This is a genomic window from Vibrio sp. 10N.286.51.E5, from assembly GCF_041469125.1.
Taxonomy (GTDB): Bacteria; Pseudomonadota; Gammaproteobacteria; order Enterobacterales; family Vibrionaceae; genus Vibrio; species Vibrio crassostreae_C.
Window position 1 is genome coordinate 96,278 of sequence record NZ_JBFRJZ010000045.1, and the last position, 15,124, is coordinate 111,401.

12 protein-coding genes are annotated in these 15,124 nt (G+C 43.9%); 10 read left to right on the forward strand and 2 right to left on the reverse strand.

The annotated features are described in order from the left end of the window. Nucleotides 1–80 precede the first annotated feature (80 nt). From AB4161_RS16545 to AB4161_RS16560, 4 genes are all read left to right on the forward strand, one after another. Complete coding sequence (locus tag AB4161_RS16545) at nucleotides 81–953, forward strand: LysR family transcriptional regulator (RefSeq protein WP_372083658.1); 873 nt, start codon at nucleotides 81–83, stop codon at nucleotides 951–953. A 280-nt stretch (nucleotides 954–1,233) separates the two neighbouring features. Then, nucleotides 1,234–2,229, forward strand: a complete 996-nt coding sequence (gene dmeF, locus AB4161_RS16550; RefSeq protein WP_017059184.1) for a CDF family Co(II)/Ni(II) efflux transporter DmeF — start codon at nucleotides 1,234–1,236, stop codon at nucleotides 2,227–2,229. Beyond that, entirely contained in the window at nucleotides 2,207–2,623 is a 417-nt protein-coding gene (locus AB4161_RS16555) for a MarR family winged helix-turn-helix transcriptional regulator (RefSeq protein WP_017059185.1), read from the forward strand. Before dmeF ends, AB4161_RS16555 begins: the two co-directional genes overlap by 23 nt. A gap of 618 nt (nucleotides 2,624–3,241) precedes the next feature. After that, a complete protein-coding gene (locus AB4161_RS16560; protein WP_372083678.1) occupies nucleotides 3,242–4,966 on the forward strand; it encodes a methyl-accepting chemotaxis protein in 1,725 nt (574 codons plus the stop codon). Between the two features lie 145 nt (nucleotides 4,967–5,111). On the opposite strand, the gene AB4161_RS16565 is transcribed toward AB4161_RS16560, so the two are convergent. Beyond that, nucleotides 5,112–5,351, reverse strand: coding sequence for a PAS factor family protein (locus AB4161_RS16565; RefSeq protein ID WP_004733935.1), 240 nt, complete (start codon nucleotides 5,349–5,351; stop codon nucleotides 5,112–5,114). A 239-nt stretch (nucleotides 5,352–5,590) separates the two neighbouring features. On the opposite strand from AB4161_RS16565, the gene AB4161_RS16570 reads away from it, so the two are divergent. The 4 genes from AB4161_RS16570 (at nucleotide 5,591) to AB4161_RS16585 (ending at nucleotide 12,643) form a co-directional block, all read left to right on the forward strand. Further along, on the forward strand, nucleotides 5,591–6,589 hold the full coding sequence (locus AB4161_RS16570; protein WP_372083659.1) for a DHH family phosphoesterase: 999 nt from the start codon (nucleotides 5,591–5,593) through the stop codon (nucleotides 6,587–6,589). A gap of 487 nt (nucleotides 6,590–7,076) precedes the next feature. Continuing rightward, nucleotides 7,077–9,266 carry an immunoglobulin-like domain-containing protein gene (locus AB4161_RS16575; protein WP_372083660.1) on the forward strand — a complete coding sequence of 730 codons (2,190 nt, stop codon included), beginning with the start codon at nucleotides 7,077–7,079 and terminating at the stop codon, nucleotides 9,264–9,266. A gap of 229 nt (nucleotides 9,267–9,495) precedes the next feature. Then, nucleotides 9,496–10,416: a LysR family transcriptional regulator gene (locus tag AB4161_RS16580; RefSeq protein ID WP_372083661.1), complete on the forward strand. Its 921-nt coding sequence runs from the start codon at nucleotides 9,496–9,498 to the stop codon at nucleotides 10,414–10,416. A 181-nt stretch (nucleotides 10,417–10,597) separates the two neighbouring features. Further along, on the forward strand, nucleotides 10,598–12,643 hold the full coding sequence (locus AB4161_RS16585; protein WP_372083662.1) for a TonB-dependent receptor domain-containing protein: 2,046 nt from the start codon (nucleotides 10,598–10,600) through the stop codon (nucleotides 12,641–12,643). A gap of 129 nt (nucleotides 12,644–12,772) precedes the next feature. On the opposite strand, the gene AB4161_RS16590 is transcribed toward AB4161_RS16585, so the two are convergent. Then, nucleotides 12,773–13,516 (reverse strand): class I SAM-dependent methyltransferase, encoded by a 744-nt coding sequence (locus tag AB4161_RS16590; RefSeq protein ID WP_029235353.1) that lies wholly within the window; start codon nucleotides 13,514–13,516, stop codon nucleotides 12,773–12,775. Between the two features lie 459 nt (nucleotides 13,517–13,975). Between AB4161_RS16590 and AB4161_RS16595 the strand changes: the two genes are divergently transcribed. Continuing rightward, on the forward strand, nucleotides 13,976–14,500 hold the full coding sequence (locus AB4161_RS16595; RefSeq protein WP_372083663.1) for a GNAT family N-acetyltransferase: 525 nt from the start codon (nucleotides 13,976–13,978) through the stop codon (nucleotides 14,498–14,500). A 14-nt stretch (nucleotides 14,501–14,514) separates the two neighbouring features. Further along, nucleotides 14,515–15,111 (forward strand): LysE/ArgO family amino acid transporter, encoded by a 597-nt coding sequence (locus tag AB4161_RS16600; RefSeq protein ID WP_372083664.1) that lies wholly within the window; start codon nucleotides 14,515–14,517, stop codon nucleotides 15,109–15,111. Nucleotides 15,112–15,124: the final 13 nt, after the last annotated feature.

The following is a 15,124-nucleotide window of genomic DNA, read 5'->3' on the forward strand; positions in this document are numbered from 1 at the left end:
GATATTCCGCACTGAAGGGAATGACGGATGGGGCATTCTTCATTTTTAGGGAATGATATAAGTGACACGAGAGAGAGGACATGATGCTCGATATTAATTTGTTGAAGACGTTTGTGACGCTTGCGGAGTACAAGCATTTTGGGAAAGCGGCCAATGCACTGCACATGACACAACCCAATGTGAGTTTGCACCTAAAACAACTGGAACAACAAACACGCATAAAGTTGATAGAGAGAAGCCCTTTTCAATTGACTCAAGCGGGTGAACGGCTATTGGAAACAAGCCAAAGAACGCTACTCGAACTGCAGATTTGTCAGGCCGATCTCAATGCCATTAACGACCTTAAAATAGGGACGTTAACCATTGCCGTAAGTGACATCATTTCTCGATTTTTGCTAATTCGTCCGTTCCAGAAGTTCAAAGCGCAGTATCCCGGTATTGACCTTACGCTCTTGAATACCACGTCATCTCAGGCATCGAATTTAGTTAAAAATGCTCAAGCGGATATTGGTTTTGTTATCGCCAAAGAGCAGCACAACGAGTCTTTGTATTTCACTAAGCTGCAAGAGCTTTCTTGGTGTGCGCTTGGCGATGGGGTTGATATCCGAGACTCTGATGCAGAGCTCACTTTGATTCTACTAGGTCATGATACGAGAACGCGTGACTTTATTGATGAAGGTTTACCAAGCCTTAATCTACCTAATTATAGGGTGATGGAAGTAGGGAGTGTCGATGCTCAAATCGACTGGGCAGAAGCGGGATTTGGTGTGGCTATTGTCCCGGAGTTTGCGGTATCCACCAAGCAGCACCTGCATTCGAAAGTGACACCATTGACCAACTTCTCGAGCACCAGTCTTGGTTATATTGTTCGGCAGAACCAAGTCTTGTCGAAAGCAACCAAGCAGCTGTTAGGTTGGGTGAATGATGAGATTACACTGTTGCAAAACCAATAACTCCTTCTGATCTTAGTAGCCCACCTCGTGTGGGCTTTTTTGTGTCTGCAAAGCGCAGCTGTTTCTCCACCTAACAGGCTGTCGAACTAATTAGATCGCCCTATAAATTATTACTCTCCCAAATCAGAGCCTTAAAATTCATCGTTGACAATGTTTGATAATCAAACTAAATTCCATTTATTGATTTGATAATCAAACTACTTGTGAGTCAAAGCACTTTTTAAGCAAGATTAATCAGTAACGACTCCTAACATTGAACACACGAGCTAAGGACGCCATTTTGAGTTTTCCAACACGTCACCAACACAACTTTTCTTCACATAACAGTCAAGGTGAGAAACGCACGTTCTATGTCCTGTTATTGACCGTCGTTACCATGGTTGTCGAAATTGTTGCAGGTACTATTTACGGCTCGATGGCATTGCTTGCCGATGGTTGGCACATGGGGACGCACGCCGCAGCGTTTGGTATCACCTTATTTGCATACCGTTATGCGAAGAAACATGCCGAGAGCGAACGTTTCTCTTTCGGTACTGGCAAAGTCAGCGTGTTAGGGGGCTACACCAGCGCGATTGCATTGGGGATTGTGGCATTGTTGATGCTGGTGGAATCAGTACATCGTTTGTTTAACCCACAAGCGATTCAGTTCAATGAAGCGATCATCGTTGCTTGTATTGGTTTAACTGTGAATGTGGTGAGTATGTTTTTACTTGGCGATCACCATCATGATCACGGACACGAGCATGGCCACAATCATAGTAAGAATCACGGTCATTCACATAGCCATGAGCACGACAGCGACCATGGTCATAAACATGGCGAGCATCACGGACACCATCATGATCACAACCTACGCGCAGCCTACATGCATGTGTTGGCGGATACTCTAACTTCGCTGCTTGCGATTGTTGCGCTGCTATTTGGTAAGTTTTACGGTTGGAACTGGTTAGATGCAGCAATGGGAATGGTTGGCGCATTCGTGATTGCTAAGTGGACGATGAACCTTATGAAACAAACCAGCCCAATCCTGCTGGATGAGAATATCGACCAAGATTATCGTGACTCAGTGACCAAAACCTTAACGCCTTATGCGTCGGTCACCGATTTCCATATGTGGAAGGTGAGTGGGCATCACTATTCAGCAGCGATTACTCTTGAATCAAACAGTGATAAAACCGTCTCTGAATATAAACAAATGCTCGCCAAGTTTGATAAGATTAATCATCTTACTCTTGAAGTGCATTCAAACGACCATGCGAAATATAGAACAGCTTAACCAAATACTGACTGAGTTCTACGATAAAATGTCTTCGTGGGAGCAGTCTGTTGTCAAAGAGACGGGTTATTCCCTGGCTCAAGTACACACCATTGAAGTACTTGGTATGCATGGTGCGTTAAGAATGAAAGAGCTCGCTGAAAAGTTGGGTATTACCACGGGTACACTTACTGTTCAAATAGAAAAGTTGGTTAAAGCTGAATTGATTGAGCGCCATGAACACCCAACAGATCGTCGTGCGATTGTGGTTGCCTTGACGGATGAAGGGCAGAAGATACACGTTCACCACAATCAGCTTCACTTGAATTTGGTTAATGAGCTGACGCAAGATATCGAAGAAGACGAGAAAGCGGTGTTATTGAAGTGCCTAACCAAGATGGTAAAAGCGTTTTAGCCAGCCTTGAATTCGCACCTAACTCTTTAGCTGCAAAGCGATTGACTAGAAAATCAAAAGATGGACCTGACTCGAATTGAGTAGGTCCATTTTTTTCGCCGTTTACGCTCTACTGTACAATCATCAATAGACGGATTCACTGTTTAAAAACCAAGTCAAAACCTCCAATATTGCGCTTCGCTCGTGCTCTTCTGGAGAGCCAAAAAAATGTCATCATAAAGAATGCATCCAAATGTGCGTCAAAGTCTTTTAATTCAATGCCTTGTATACCATGACATTCAAGCCATTTATGTTCCGTCAAATAGCTGTCTCTCACTTTTATCATTCAACTAATGTACATGTATTCAATTTGTGTTATTGATGCTTTTATCTTTAGTGAAAAGATTCATTCTCTGTTTGAATACCATTGAGAATGTCACTGCTGGTGGGCTGAACAGTCGCTAGATTTAGTGCTCATTACTGATACAAAAAATATAACAATAACCAGGTCGCGCAAGTTGGATATCCATTCTTTGATGCGATTTATTTAGATACTCATAGTTAATTTAGTAAAGACGAGCCACGTATATGAATATAAAGAAAAAGCTCTATTCGTTGGGGATGTTCTCCATCTTCGGCATGATTTCACTGCTGTTTACCACATCACAATTTGCAGACACCACCGCTCAAATGAGCGAAGCCAAACAAATTACCAAAGAGCTTGAAGTGCGTTTGCTCAACCTTCGCCGTAACGAGAAAGATTTTTTACTGCGTAGCGATATGAAATACCTCGACAAGTTCGACGTAAACTACAAAAAATTCTTAGCGTCTGAATCTGAGCTAGATACAGTGCTCAGTGATTTAGGTTTAGCCAACAGCACACACCTACGTGAAGACATCGAAACTTACCACACCAGCTTTGTTAACTTAGTTAAAGCGAGCGAAGTCTATGGGCTATCACGTGACAAAGGTATGCTAGGCGAGTTTCATGTTTTGCTCGATAACATCAGCGCGACAGCCAGTGCGGAACAAAAAATCGAGCTTTACCTGTTCAATGACTTAATTGAGAAGGGGGAGTTTGACCCGAGTGTTCTTTCTATAACTTCAAATATGAGTAGCTCAGCGGCTTTGATAGACGCTGCTCGCCAAGTGGTTGAGCAAAAGCGCGTGATCGGTTTGAAGCATAACGAAGGCCTGCTAGGCGAAGCGCGTTCTGGTTCGCACGTTATCGAGACTCAGTTTAAAGAATTCTCGGCGGTGCTAGACCAACAAACGCAGCAAGAGATGGACAAACTATCGCTGATCAACAACATCCTTTGCGTCACACTACTTGTGTCGATCATTCTGTTCAGCTGGTTAATCGTCCGTTCTATCATTGGCAAAATTGAGTCACTGCTTTCGGTTATCCGTAATATCGTTAACTCAAACGACGTGTCTATTCGCTCTCACCTAGATGGTAAAGACGAACTCAGCACGCTAGGCCAATACTTCAACCAACTGTTGGATCAACTGGAAGGGCTTATCGCTGCCTCTCAATTTAAGTCACTGCAACTGACACAAAGCACATCGAACATGCATGATGAGCTAGAGTCAGTAATCAAACAGTTTGAAGTTCAAGCAAATCACACATCTACAATGACAACGTCAGTTCAAGAGATGGTACTCACCATTGGCGAGATCTCTGAAAGCACATCGGTTGCCGCTGAAGGTGTACATCAAGCGAAAGTGAATGCCGATAAAGGCCGTGAAGTGGTGGTTGAAACCATCAGCAACATCACCCAGTTGTCTGAACGTCTTTCAAGCAGCCAAGATTCGATCAGTTCACTGAACCATCATGTTGACCAGATCGGCGATGCAGTAAACATCATCCAAGGCATTGCAGAACAAACTAACCTATTGGCATTGAACGCAGCAATTGAAGCAGCACGTGCGGGTGAACAAGGTCGTGGCTTTGCGGTAGTTGCCGATGAAGTACGCGCACTAGCAAGCAGAACGCATCAATCGACCACAGAGATAACTTCAGTGGTGAGTGCAATTCAAAGCCAGATGCAGGCGTCGATGGCAGAGATTGGCGAGTGTAATCAACAAGGTCAACTAACGCTGAAAGATTCGGAAGAGCTGGATGCGAGCTTGCAACTTATCTTGAGCGACATGGAAAGCATCCAAGGTAATTCAGAACGTATTGCTTCAGCGATTGAAGAGCAGGGCGCAGTAATGGCGCAAGTGAGTGACTCAATTACTGAGCTGAACACTATCTCGAACGACAATAACGCTTCGGCGCAGCATTGCTTAGTTGAAGTGGACAAGGTAGCAGAGCAAGCGAACGATATGGACCAAGCGGTCGCGCAGTTCAAGACTTCATAAACAACATAGAACTTACTAAAACAAAAGGCGTGGATCATCTACGCCTTTTTTGTGCCTGAAATTCAAATAGATAAATGACGAGAATAAAAAAACGGCCCGATCTGGGGGAAGATCTGGGCCGTTATATTACGTATTAAAGGGGGGACTACTTATTTCGGCCTTCCAGCACATCCAGTGCCAGTTCAACCGCTTTATCAATATTGTCGCATCCCGCTAACTTACCTGAGCTGATAGGACCAAGCACATTAGCGTATAACGAGAGCTGCTTGTTAAATGGCAGGCTCAACTGCTCATATAAACGCTGGCGAATCTCGGCATGTTGCTCAGGAGCGTGAGCAGCAAGGCTTTTCAAAGTGTCATAAACAAGAGTGGTGGTAGTGTTCATTCGTCTCTTTATCATTAAGTGGGAGGCGCTTATTTTATAATCTTTTCGTATTCTTTTACTGTGACATAAGTCATACAATATTATTAATGTGTTTGTCTTTTCAATCTAATGAGAATAAGGCATTCCAAAATAGACTTAAGTATCTGTGAAATATAACTAAAATAATGACAGACTATCGAACACACAAACGAATTGGCGCGTTTCTGGCAAACGGTTAAATCTATAGGAAGAGGAACAACATGCACTACGACGTATTCAACGGAGACGCAGATGGCATAATCGCGTTGTTACAGCTGCGATTAAGTGAGCCAAGAGAGAGCGTGCTCATTACTGGTGTTAAGCGTGATATTAAGTTGGTCTCTCAAGTTGTTACTCAAACTATGGAGCCGGGTAAGCAAGGTGATGTTTCTTCCGTTACCGTTTTAGATGTATCGATGGAGAAAAACCTGCCTGCACTGCACTCACTGCTAGACGCAAACATCAATGTATTTTATTGCGATCACCACCGAACAGGGGATGTCCCAACTTCTAGTCATTTAGATACTCTGATTGATACCGCGCCAGAGAGCTGCACGAGCTTGCTGATTAACCAGAAGCTGAATGGTGCGCATGTGGCTTGGGCAATCGCAGCTGCCTTTGGCGACAATCTAAAAACGGTGGCGGCGCGGCTAGCGGATGAAAATGGATTCGCTCAATCTCAAAAAGAGTTTCTAGAAGAGCTAGGTACCTTGATTAACTACAACGGTTACGGTTCGTCACTCAGTGATTTGCATTTCACGCCAGCTGAGCTCTACGAAACCCTTTATCAATACCCGAACCCGTTTGATCTTTTGGATGATAAAGACTCGGTGTTTTATCGACTACGAGATGCTTATCAAAATGATCGCCAGCAGTTATCAAACCTTGCTCCTGTTTATGAAAGTGAAGTCGCACGTGTGTTTGAACTACCAGGCGAGACTTGGGCAATGCGCATCAGTGGCGTATTTGGTAATGAAATCGTTAATCAAGATCCAAACCGAGCGCAAGCAGTATTAACGAAAAACCAAGACGGCGAGTCTTACACGGTGAGCTTACGTGCGCCATTATCAAATAGAACGGGTGCAGACGAAATTTGCTCAAGTTTTGCGACTGGCGGAGGAAGAAAAGCAGCGGCTGGAATTAATCAACTTAATGAACTTGACAAGGTGAATTTTATTTCACTATTGGATGCATATTATTCATCTGGCACTGACGGTTAACTGAAAAACTCCCGACGTATACATTCAAAATCCTACAAATTCTTGCTCCTATATTCCGTTATACGTGCGTATTGCTAGCACATGTATGATGGCTATATCCAGGCTGTTTTAGTGATATCACTCGCAATGGCATCTGGTCTTAGGTCAGTAATTACGGCGTATTTGGGATGATTTTTGCCGATTTAAAGTTTATTTTTTCCTATCGGTGATTTTTTATATTTTTGGTTAATTATCTTAGTGAATTAAGGTTGATTAAATATTTATATGGTCAATGCATTCAGCCGAAAATAACAGTTTTTAGCATTTCAATTTGAATGAAAAGTCAAAATCATATTGATTCTGATATTCAATCTGTGACTTAAAATCACAAGTTAAATCAAAGGTCATCTTTTCCTATAAATTCCATTACTTATCTATAAATATTCATGATTACAATGAATTGGTTCGGTTGTGATTGGCACAGCTGTTAAGTAAGGAAGTGGGACTAATGTTGAAACGTAAAGCTCTACAATTAGCAGTATCGCTCGGCATGGCGGCAATGTCTGGCGCTGTTTATGCGAATGGTTCAGATATGACGAATCCAGACTCTGGCGTGGTGGTTGGCTATTGGCATAACTGGTGTGACGGTGGCGGCTACCAAGGTGGTAATGCGCCATGTGTGACGCTGGATGAAGTGAACCCAATGTACAACATCGTGAATGTGTCATTCATGAAGGTTTACGATGTGGCTGATGGTCGAATCCCAACTTTTAAACTGGACCCAACCATTGGGCTTTCAGAAGAACAAATTATTGACCAAATCTCTGAGCTCAACAAGCAAGGTCGCTCTGTACTGTTGGCTTTGGGTGGTGCTGATGCACACGTAGAGCTAGAAACCGGTGATGAAAGAGCCTTTGCTGATGAGATTATCCGTCTTACCGAGCGTTACGGCTTCGATGGCCTAGATATTGACCTTGAACAAGCAGCCGTAACCGCCGCAAACAACCAAACCGTGATTCCGGATGCACTTAAGCTAGTGAAAGATCACTACCGCGCGGAAGGTAAAAACTTCCTTATTACAATGGCGCCTGAGTTCCCGTATCTCACGACAGGCGGTAAGTACGTTCCTTATATCGATAATCTAGAAGGCTACTACGACTGGATTAACCCACAATTTTACAACCAAGGTGGCGATGGTATCTGGGTTGAAGGCGTGGGTTGGATTGCTCAAAACAACGATGCGTTAAAAGAAGAATTCATCTACTACATTTCTGATTCTCTTATCAACGGAACGCGTGGCTTCCACAAAATCCCACATGACAAGCTCGTGTTTGGTATTCCTTCAAGCATCGATGCTGCAGCAACCGGTTTTGTACAAGAGCCACAAGATTTATACGACGCATTTGATAGCCTAACGGCGCAAGGTCAACCGCTACGTGGTGTGATGACTTGGTCTATCAACTGGGACATGGGCACCAACAAAAACGGCCAACAATACAACGAGCAGTTCATTAAAGACTACGGCCCGTTTGTACACGGTCAGGTAACGCCACCACCAGTCGAGGGCGAGCCCGTTCTTAAAGGTGTCGAAAATACGCGTGTTCTTCACGGCACAACGTTTGATCCTATGGATGGCGTGACGGCAACAGACAAAGAAGACGGCGATCTAACGTCATCAATCGATGTCGAAGGTTACGTTGAAACCAGTGTTATTGGCACTTACGTTTTGACTTACCGAGTGAAAGACAGCGATAACAACGAAACCACTAAAGCGAGAACGGTAGAGGTTTACAGCCAGAAGCCAGTATTTAATGGCGTATCTGACACAACAGTTGTGTTGGGTACTGCATTTGATGCTATGGCAGGCGTGACGGCGAATGATGCTGAAGATGGCGACCTGACAAGCACTATTACACACACTGGCAGTGTCGATGTAAATGAAATCGGCAACTACACACTTGTGTATAGCGTGACAGACAGCGCGAACCAAACCGTAACCGTTGACCGTAAAGTGTCTGTAACTGATGGTTCTAACTGTGCTGCTGCATGGGATGCCGACACCGTTTATGTTGAAGGTGACCAAGTATCTCATGACGGTTCAACGTGGGGAGCAGGTTGGTACACTCGCGGCGAAGAGCCAGGAACAACAGGTGAGTGGGGCGTTTGGAGAAAAGTTTCAGACTCTTCATGTGGTGGTAACCCAGATCCGGGCGATGACTTAGAGCTTTCGGTTTCAGGACTTCAATCACAATATGCGCCAGATAACGGCAACGTGCGTTTAGATCTGACACTGACATCAAATGAAGCATTAGATGTTACCGCTATGGTGATCAACAGTGCAGGTACTGTGGTTGAGCAAACTAAGGTTAACGTAACGTACAGCCGTGCTATTACCATCGACTTATACGATGTAGCGGAAGGGCAATATGCACTTGAAGTAGTCGGTAAAGCATCTGACGGTGAAATGGTGATGGTAAACGATTCGTTCGCTGTTAAAGACGGTGGCGGAACAACACCTCCTCCAGGTGATTACCCTCCATATGAAGCGGGCACAAACTACGCAGCAGGTGACATTGTGGTCGGCAGCGATAATGGCTTGTACGAATGTAAGCCTTGGCCATACACGGCATGGTGTGCAAGCGCGTCTTACGCTCCAGCAGATAGCCAATACTGGCAAGATGCTTGGACAAAGCTGTAGTCTGATAGCTCAACGCTAGCAATATAAAGTAGACGATCAAAGAGAGGCCATTGTGCCTCTCTTTTTTATGTTTAAACAGTTCTGACTTAGAGCTTTAAAACCCACTTAACCTTAAACTCTGCTCTGCATATTGCTCTAGATCAAAATAGGAGTGATTATCAATTGTATTACATGTTAAGAAATAGCACTATGCGCACATTGAATTTTATATATTGTTAATATTTGCATAATGAATCTTGCTCAAGTCGACCTCAATCTACTCGTTATTCTTAAACACCTTCTTGAAGAGAAGCACGTTTCCAACACGGCATTGGCGCTGGATATGAGCCAACCTACGGTGAGCCGATCTCTGCAAAAACTGCGTACCGTTTTCAATGATGATCTATTGGTGCGAGCGGCTTATGGCTATGAGTTAACGCCAAAAGCAGAAGCCATAAAGCAAGATCTCAATTCGGTACTGACACGTTTAGAAAAGCTGGTACATGGCGATGTATTCGAGCCGCAAAGCAGTGACAGTACGGTTCGCTTCTTTGGTTTAGTGCCTAATGTCGCGCACTTGCTGCCCAAGGTAGTTGCGGAGATACGTCAACAAGCGCCAAACATGACTGTTGATATCGACTCGATTCCTAAACGACACTTTGAGCCTCTGTTATCCGGTGATGCGCACTTTGTGTTGTCGACCCACGAGCCGTTAAGTTCAGAGCAAAATTTGTATCGAATGTTCGTGATTAGCCGCGATTACCGTTTGCTGATGAGTAAAAAACATCCTTTGGCGGACAAAGAGATCACGGTTGATGACTTGTTGAATAGCCAACTTGGTCAAATCTCACTGCAAGGGGATAAGAAGCTCTCGATCGAAAGTCGATTTAAAGATCTTGGCTTGATTGATAAGCAGCGCCAGCTGTCCATTCCAATTCAGCTTTCCAATTTTAACGTCGCGCCGGATATGGCAGAAGCAACCGACATCATCTTTCATTTACCGACACCTTTTGCTCAACAAGCCGCTAAGCAAAGAGATCTTGTTTGTAAACGCGTGCCTAAAGCGTTGCGCCACCCATCAGAAGACGTCTATCTATATTGGCATAAGCGCTTTCATAACGACCCGATGTGTCGCTGGGTTCGCAACATATTCAAAGAACTTTATACATAATTCATCTGCAGGGTGAATGAAAATTATGAATACCTATCGAGTTGAATATAGATCTCTTTCGTTATTTGAATGGTGAATAACGAGAATCGATTTTTGGTATGAAACTTTCGTTGATAAGAATGGTAGTCGGTTGTTTAATGCAAACCATTATCATTACTAATCACATATAAGAATGAATATCATGTCTGAGAGATCTCTTTTGATTCGCAAACCCCTTTTGATTCGTAAACCCCTTTCGATCGCAGTCGCTGTTATTTGTACCTCATTTTCGGCTAACGTGTTGGCGCAAGAAGAAGCGCAAGCAACAGATGAGCAAATGGTTGTTACGGCAACTCGTACCGAGATGGCACTAAAACAAGCGCCAGCTTCGATGTCGGTTATCACCGCGCAAGACATTGAAGACAGCCCTGGTATTACCTTGGCAGACATCGTTGCCGAATCAACGAGTGTTGAGTCTGATTTTGATAGCACACGTGCTGGCCGTCAGATGATCTCTATTCGTGGTATGGATTCAGACTACACACTAATCATGGTGAATGGCCGTCGTCTTAGCTCTGCAAGTGCCATCATCCGTGGTAACGACTTCGACCTATCAACGATTCCTGCTGATTCGATCGAACGTGTTGAAATAATCCGTGGCCCAATGTCTGCACTTTACGGTTCAGATGGTATGGGCGGTACAATCAACATCATCACTAAGGCTCCAGAAAACGATTGGAGCTCTACACTGAGCATGGACACTTCATCTCCACTTGATGGTGATGGAGGGGAAGAGTATTCGATGGGCTTCACGACATCTGGTGCGTTGATTGAAGACGAGTTGTTTGCTCGCCTATCTGTTAACCAAACTAGCCGTGATGCTTGGCAACCCTATTCTGGTACGCATAGCTCTGGTTACGATCGTTCAGACATTACTGCGTTAGAAGAAAGAGAGACATTAAGCTTACTCGCGAGCCTGACATGGAATGCAACAGACAACCAAACCATTGATTTCGATTTTGGTTACAGTGACGACGAACGTGAGTCATCTGCGGAAAACGTATCATCTGTGATTGAGTCTGACACACGTGTTGTACGTCAGAGCCAAGCGATCACACATAGTGGTTTTTGGAGCTGGGGTGACACGCAAGTACGTTATTCACGTGAAAATGTGACAGATAATGATGCTGCGGACTCAGATACTAACTATAGCAGTGACATCGAAGAGCTGACTCAAATTGTTGAAGCTTCGGCGACCACTTATCTTGGTGATAGTCACACCGTAACGTTTGGTATGGACTACCAGTTGAGTGAATTAACCAACAAAGAAAACTTAGTCAATGGTACATCTGAAGCTTATCAAGGTGCGTTATTTGTTCAAGACCAATGGTTAATGACGGATCAACTAACGGCAACCATTGGTGGTCGTTTAGATAAGCATGAACTGTACGGTGAAGAGTTCAGCCCACGTGTGTACTTGGTTCATCAAACAACGAATGACCTGATCATCAAGGGTGGTGTGGGTAAAGCATTTAAAGCACCAACATTGACTCAAAATCAGACAGACTACACAGTTAATAGCTGTAAAGGCGTATGTGATTTACATGGTAATGAAGATCTTAAGCCCGAAACCAGCTTGAACTATGAGATCGCTGCGATTTATAGCCAACCTCGTTGGAATGTTGAAGGTGCCTTATTCCGAAATGAAATCAACGACCTAATTGATCGTGATGAAACCTATTGTGAGAACGGCGGAGTGTTTGAATCGGGTAAAGGTTGCGCTGATAGTTCAAGCTCAACTGGCTATGTGAATGGTAAGCGTACTTATACAAACGTATCAGAGGCTGTAGTTCAAGGTGCTGAGCTTACAGGCCAATTCCAAATTACTGATGAATGGGGTGTGTCTGGTAATTACACATTCTTAGACACTGAAGATAAGTCTACTGGTGACGAATTACTTGATCGTTACAAGCATTCGGGTTTAGTTAAACTGAACTGGAGCCCAACTTACGATCTAAGTACCTTCGTGAGTGCGCGTTACCGTGGTGAACGTCAGATCGAAAGCGATCTAACTCAAGACGCTTACACAACGCTGAACCTAGGTGCTGTCTACAACGTGAATGCTTCAGTACGACTACGTGCAGGTATCACGAACTTAACTGACGAAGCTGTATCACAAGAGCTAGAGAGCATGGGCTATGTTGAAGAGCCACGTACTTACTACGTAGGTATGACAGCGGACTTCTAATTTAGAGTTCAGTAACTGATAGCTTGATACAAAAGAACCCACACTGGCTGATGCTCTAAAAGGAGAATGGCGAGTGTGGGTTCTTTTTTGATCTATAGATTTGGTTTAATTTGCCGTTTATCTATTAATCTAGATTTTGACACATGTGATCAGCGCATTACCGGACTGAGTATCCCAAGGAATCAGCTTGTCGTAATCGTGCTCGAAGATATTAACCTCGAAGTAGGGCTTCAATATCTCGATTAACTCTTTAAACGAGAATGCCACCATTGGGTGTTCATCATTCCACATTTGAGTTTCACCAGCAGTCGTCTTTTCGATGCTAAGCTTTAGCGCTTGCTTATCACCCTGACCAGAGTAATACCAACCAGAACGGAACGTGAAATCGTCTTTGTCTTGGTTTGTTGTGTGTCTAACAAACAGGTCGTTGCTGATCTTGTCTTTATCAACCACGTTAAAACAGAAAATACCTTCTGGCTTTAACGCACGATGCACACTTTCAATACACTCTTTAAGCTTCTCAAGGCCATCGTTGTAATGGATGGAATACAGGAAGCAAGTGATAAGATCGAGTGGTTCCGTGACCTCAAAGTTACTCATGTTTTGTACTGAGAACTTGGCTTCCGGGCAGCGAACTTCTGCGATATCTAACATCGGCTTGTTAAGATCTAGGCCACCGCTTTGGTAACCGAAATCAATAAAATGACGAACGTGTGGGCCAGTGCCACAAGCTAAGTCGAGGTGTGTTTTTCCTTCATTTCCAAAGATTTGATGGAGTCTACGTACGCAGTTACTTTGCGCTTGGTAGTCAATATCTACACACATTAAATCATAGTAACCGGATAGGTCGGTATAGAGTGCGTTGGCGGACATATTTGCCTGCAGCATAAGCTGAAAAATTAGGGTGGCGCATCATATACCGAAATTGGAAAATCGCAATCAAATATTCGATCAATGAAAGCGTTTTATTTTCTAACTTATGGTCGTTTTAAATGAGACCGTTTAAAGGGATGTTTAAGCTGCCAACAACATCAGTACGCGTGTCATCGCTATTCACTTTGCCCTGACTACTTATTCGTTAACTAAAACAGGTGTTGCTCCCTCAATGCAGCGACCATACGGGCTTTGCGGAACGCTTTTATCACGAGACGAGATAGGAAAAATATGGTATCTAGGTAAACCCAGTGTGACATTTATAATTTTATGATTAATCAGTAATTTTACTGATTCAAACCGAGTTCTTGAAAAGGAAACAATTAAGGAAAGTGGGCTGTTGATAAAAACCAAATCACTCAAGCTAAATAAGCGAACTAAACAAGGAGAGTTGTAACAATGACATCAGCAATAAATGCACAGGGTTCAATGGAAAATAGAACAGCATTGGAAAGCAGTGCTTCAATAGAAATTAAGGTGGATGACTTGTCGGGTGGGGAAGTCGTTGAATTGCTTGAAGAGCATCTTGCTGATATGTACGCAACTTCGCCAGCCGAAAGCGTCCATGCACTGGATCTAGATGGGCTCAAGTCACCAGAAATTACCTTTTTCAGTGCTTGGAAAGACAGCCAACTGCTTGGGTGTGTCGCCATTAAAGAGCTGAATACCCAACACGCTGAACTCAAATCAATGAGGACCTCACAGTTTGCTCGAAAGTCAGGTGTTGCGAGCCAACTTTTACAGCACGTATTGGATACAGCAACCGCCCGCCAGTATCAAACAATCAGTTTAGAGACCGGCTCAGAAGACTACTTTAAGGCTGCGCGTAACCTGTATGAAAAGTTTGGCTTTGGATACTGTGAACCCTTTGCTGATTATGTGTTGGATCCGCACAGCCAGTTTATGCGTATTGAGTTGCGTTAAGAGGCTAACCTTAGATGTCGACTTACTTTGCAGGTTTCTCCCTTGGCCTTTCGCTGATTCTTGCGATTGGCTCTCAAAATGCGTTTGTTTTAAAGCAAGGGCTTAAGAACCAACACGTATTGGCAGTTTGTGCTGTATGTGCCATTTCTGACGCCTTACTGATTAGCTTTGGCGTGACGGGCTTTGGCGCAATCGTTAAACAGTTCCCACAAATTGAGCAGTTCGCCCGTTATGGTGGCGCTATCTTTTTGGGTGTCTATTCATTCTTAAGCTTCCGATCAGCATTTACCGAAAACCACGCCTTAGAAGCCACGGCAGAAACTAAAGACTCATTAACCAAAGCGATTGCGATGTGTTTGGCGTTCACTTGGCTTAACCCGCATGTGTATTTGGATACTGTGGTATTGCTGGGGTCTATCTCAACTCAATATCAACCGGATCAAATGTTGTTTGGCGCTGGGGCGGTATCGGCGTCATTCGTGTTCTTCTTTTCACTTGGATATGGCGCTCGCTTCTTGGCTCCAATGTTTAGGAACCCGAGAGCGTGGAAGGTGTTGGAATTTGTCGTTGGCGTGATCATGGCATCTATTGCAATATCTTTGATTGTCTAGCTGCGCGTAATTA

Excerpts from the sequence above, each read along its gene's own strand:
- AB4161_RS16545 (WP_372083658.1), top strand. The coding sequence starts at position 81 with ATGATGCTCGATATTAATTTGTTGAAGACGTTTGTGACGCTTGCGGAG.
- AB4161_RS16555 (WP_017059185.1), top strand. The coding sequence starts at position 2,207 with ATGCGAAATATAGAACAGCTTAACCAAATACTGACTGAGTTCTACGAT.
- AB4161_RS16560 (WP_372083678.1), top strand. The coding sequence starts at position 3,242 with ATGATTTCACTGCTGTTTACCACATCACAATTTGCAGACACCACCGCT.
- AB4161_RS16565 (WP_004733935.1), bottom strand. The coding sequence starts at position 5,351 with ATGAACACTACCACCACTCTTGTTTATGACACTTTGAAAAGCCTTGCT.
- AB4161_RS16570 (WP_372083659.1), top strand. The coding sequence starts at position 5,591 with ATGCACTACGACGTATTCAACGGAGACGCAGATGGCATAATCGCGTTG.
- AB4161_RS16575 (WP_372083660.1), top strand. The coding sequence starts at position 7,077 with ATGTTGAAACGTAAAGCTCTACAATTAGCAGTATCGCTCGGCATGGCG.
- AB4161_RS16580 (WP_372083661.1), top strand. The coding sequence starts at position 9,496 with ATGAATCTTGCTCAAGTCGACCTCAATCTACTCGTTATTCTTAAACAC.
- AB4161_RS16585 (WP_372083662.1), top strand. The coding sequence starts at position 10,598 with ATGTCTGAGAGATCTCTTTTGATTCGCAAACCCCTTTTGATTCGTAAA.
- AB4161_RS16590 (WP_029235353.1), bottom strand. The coding sequence starts at position 13,516 with ATGTCCGCCAACGCACTCTATACCGACCTATCCGGTTACTATGATTTA.
- AB4161_RS16595 (WP_372083663.1), top strand. The coding sequence starts at position 13,976 with ATGACATCAGCAATAAATGCACAGGGTTCAATGGAAAATAGAACAGCA.
- AB4161_RS16600 (WP_372083664.1), top strand. The coding sequence starts at position 14,515 with ATGTCGACTTACTTTGCAGGTTTCTCCCTTGGCCTTTCGCTGATTCTT.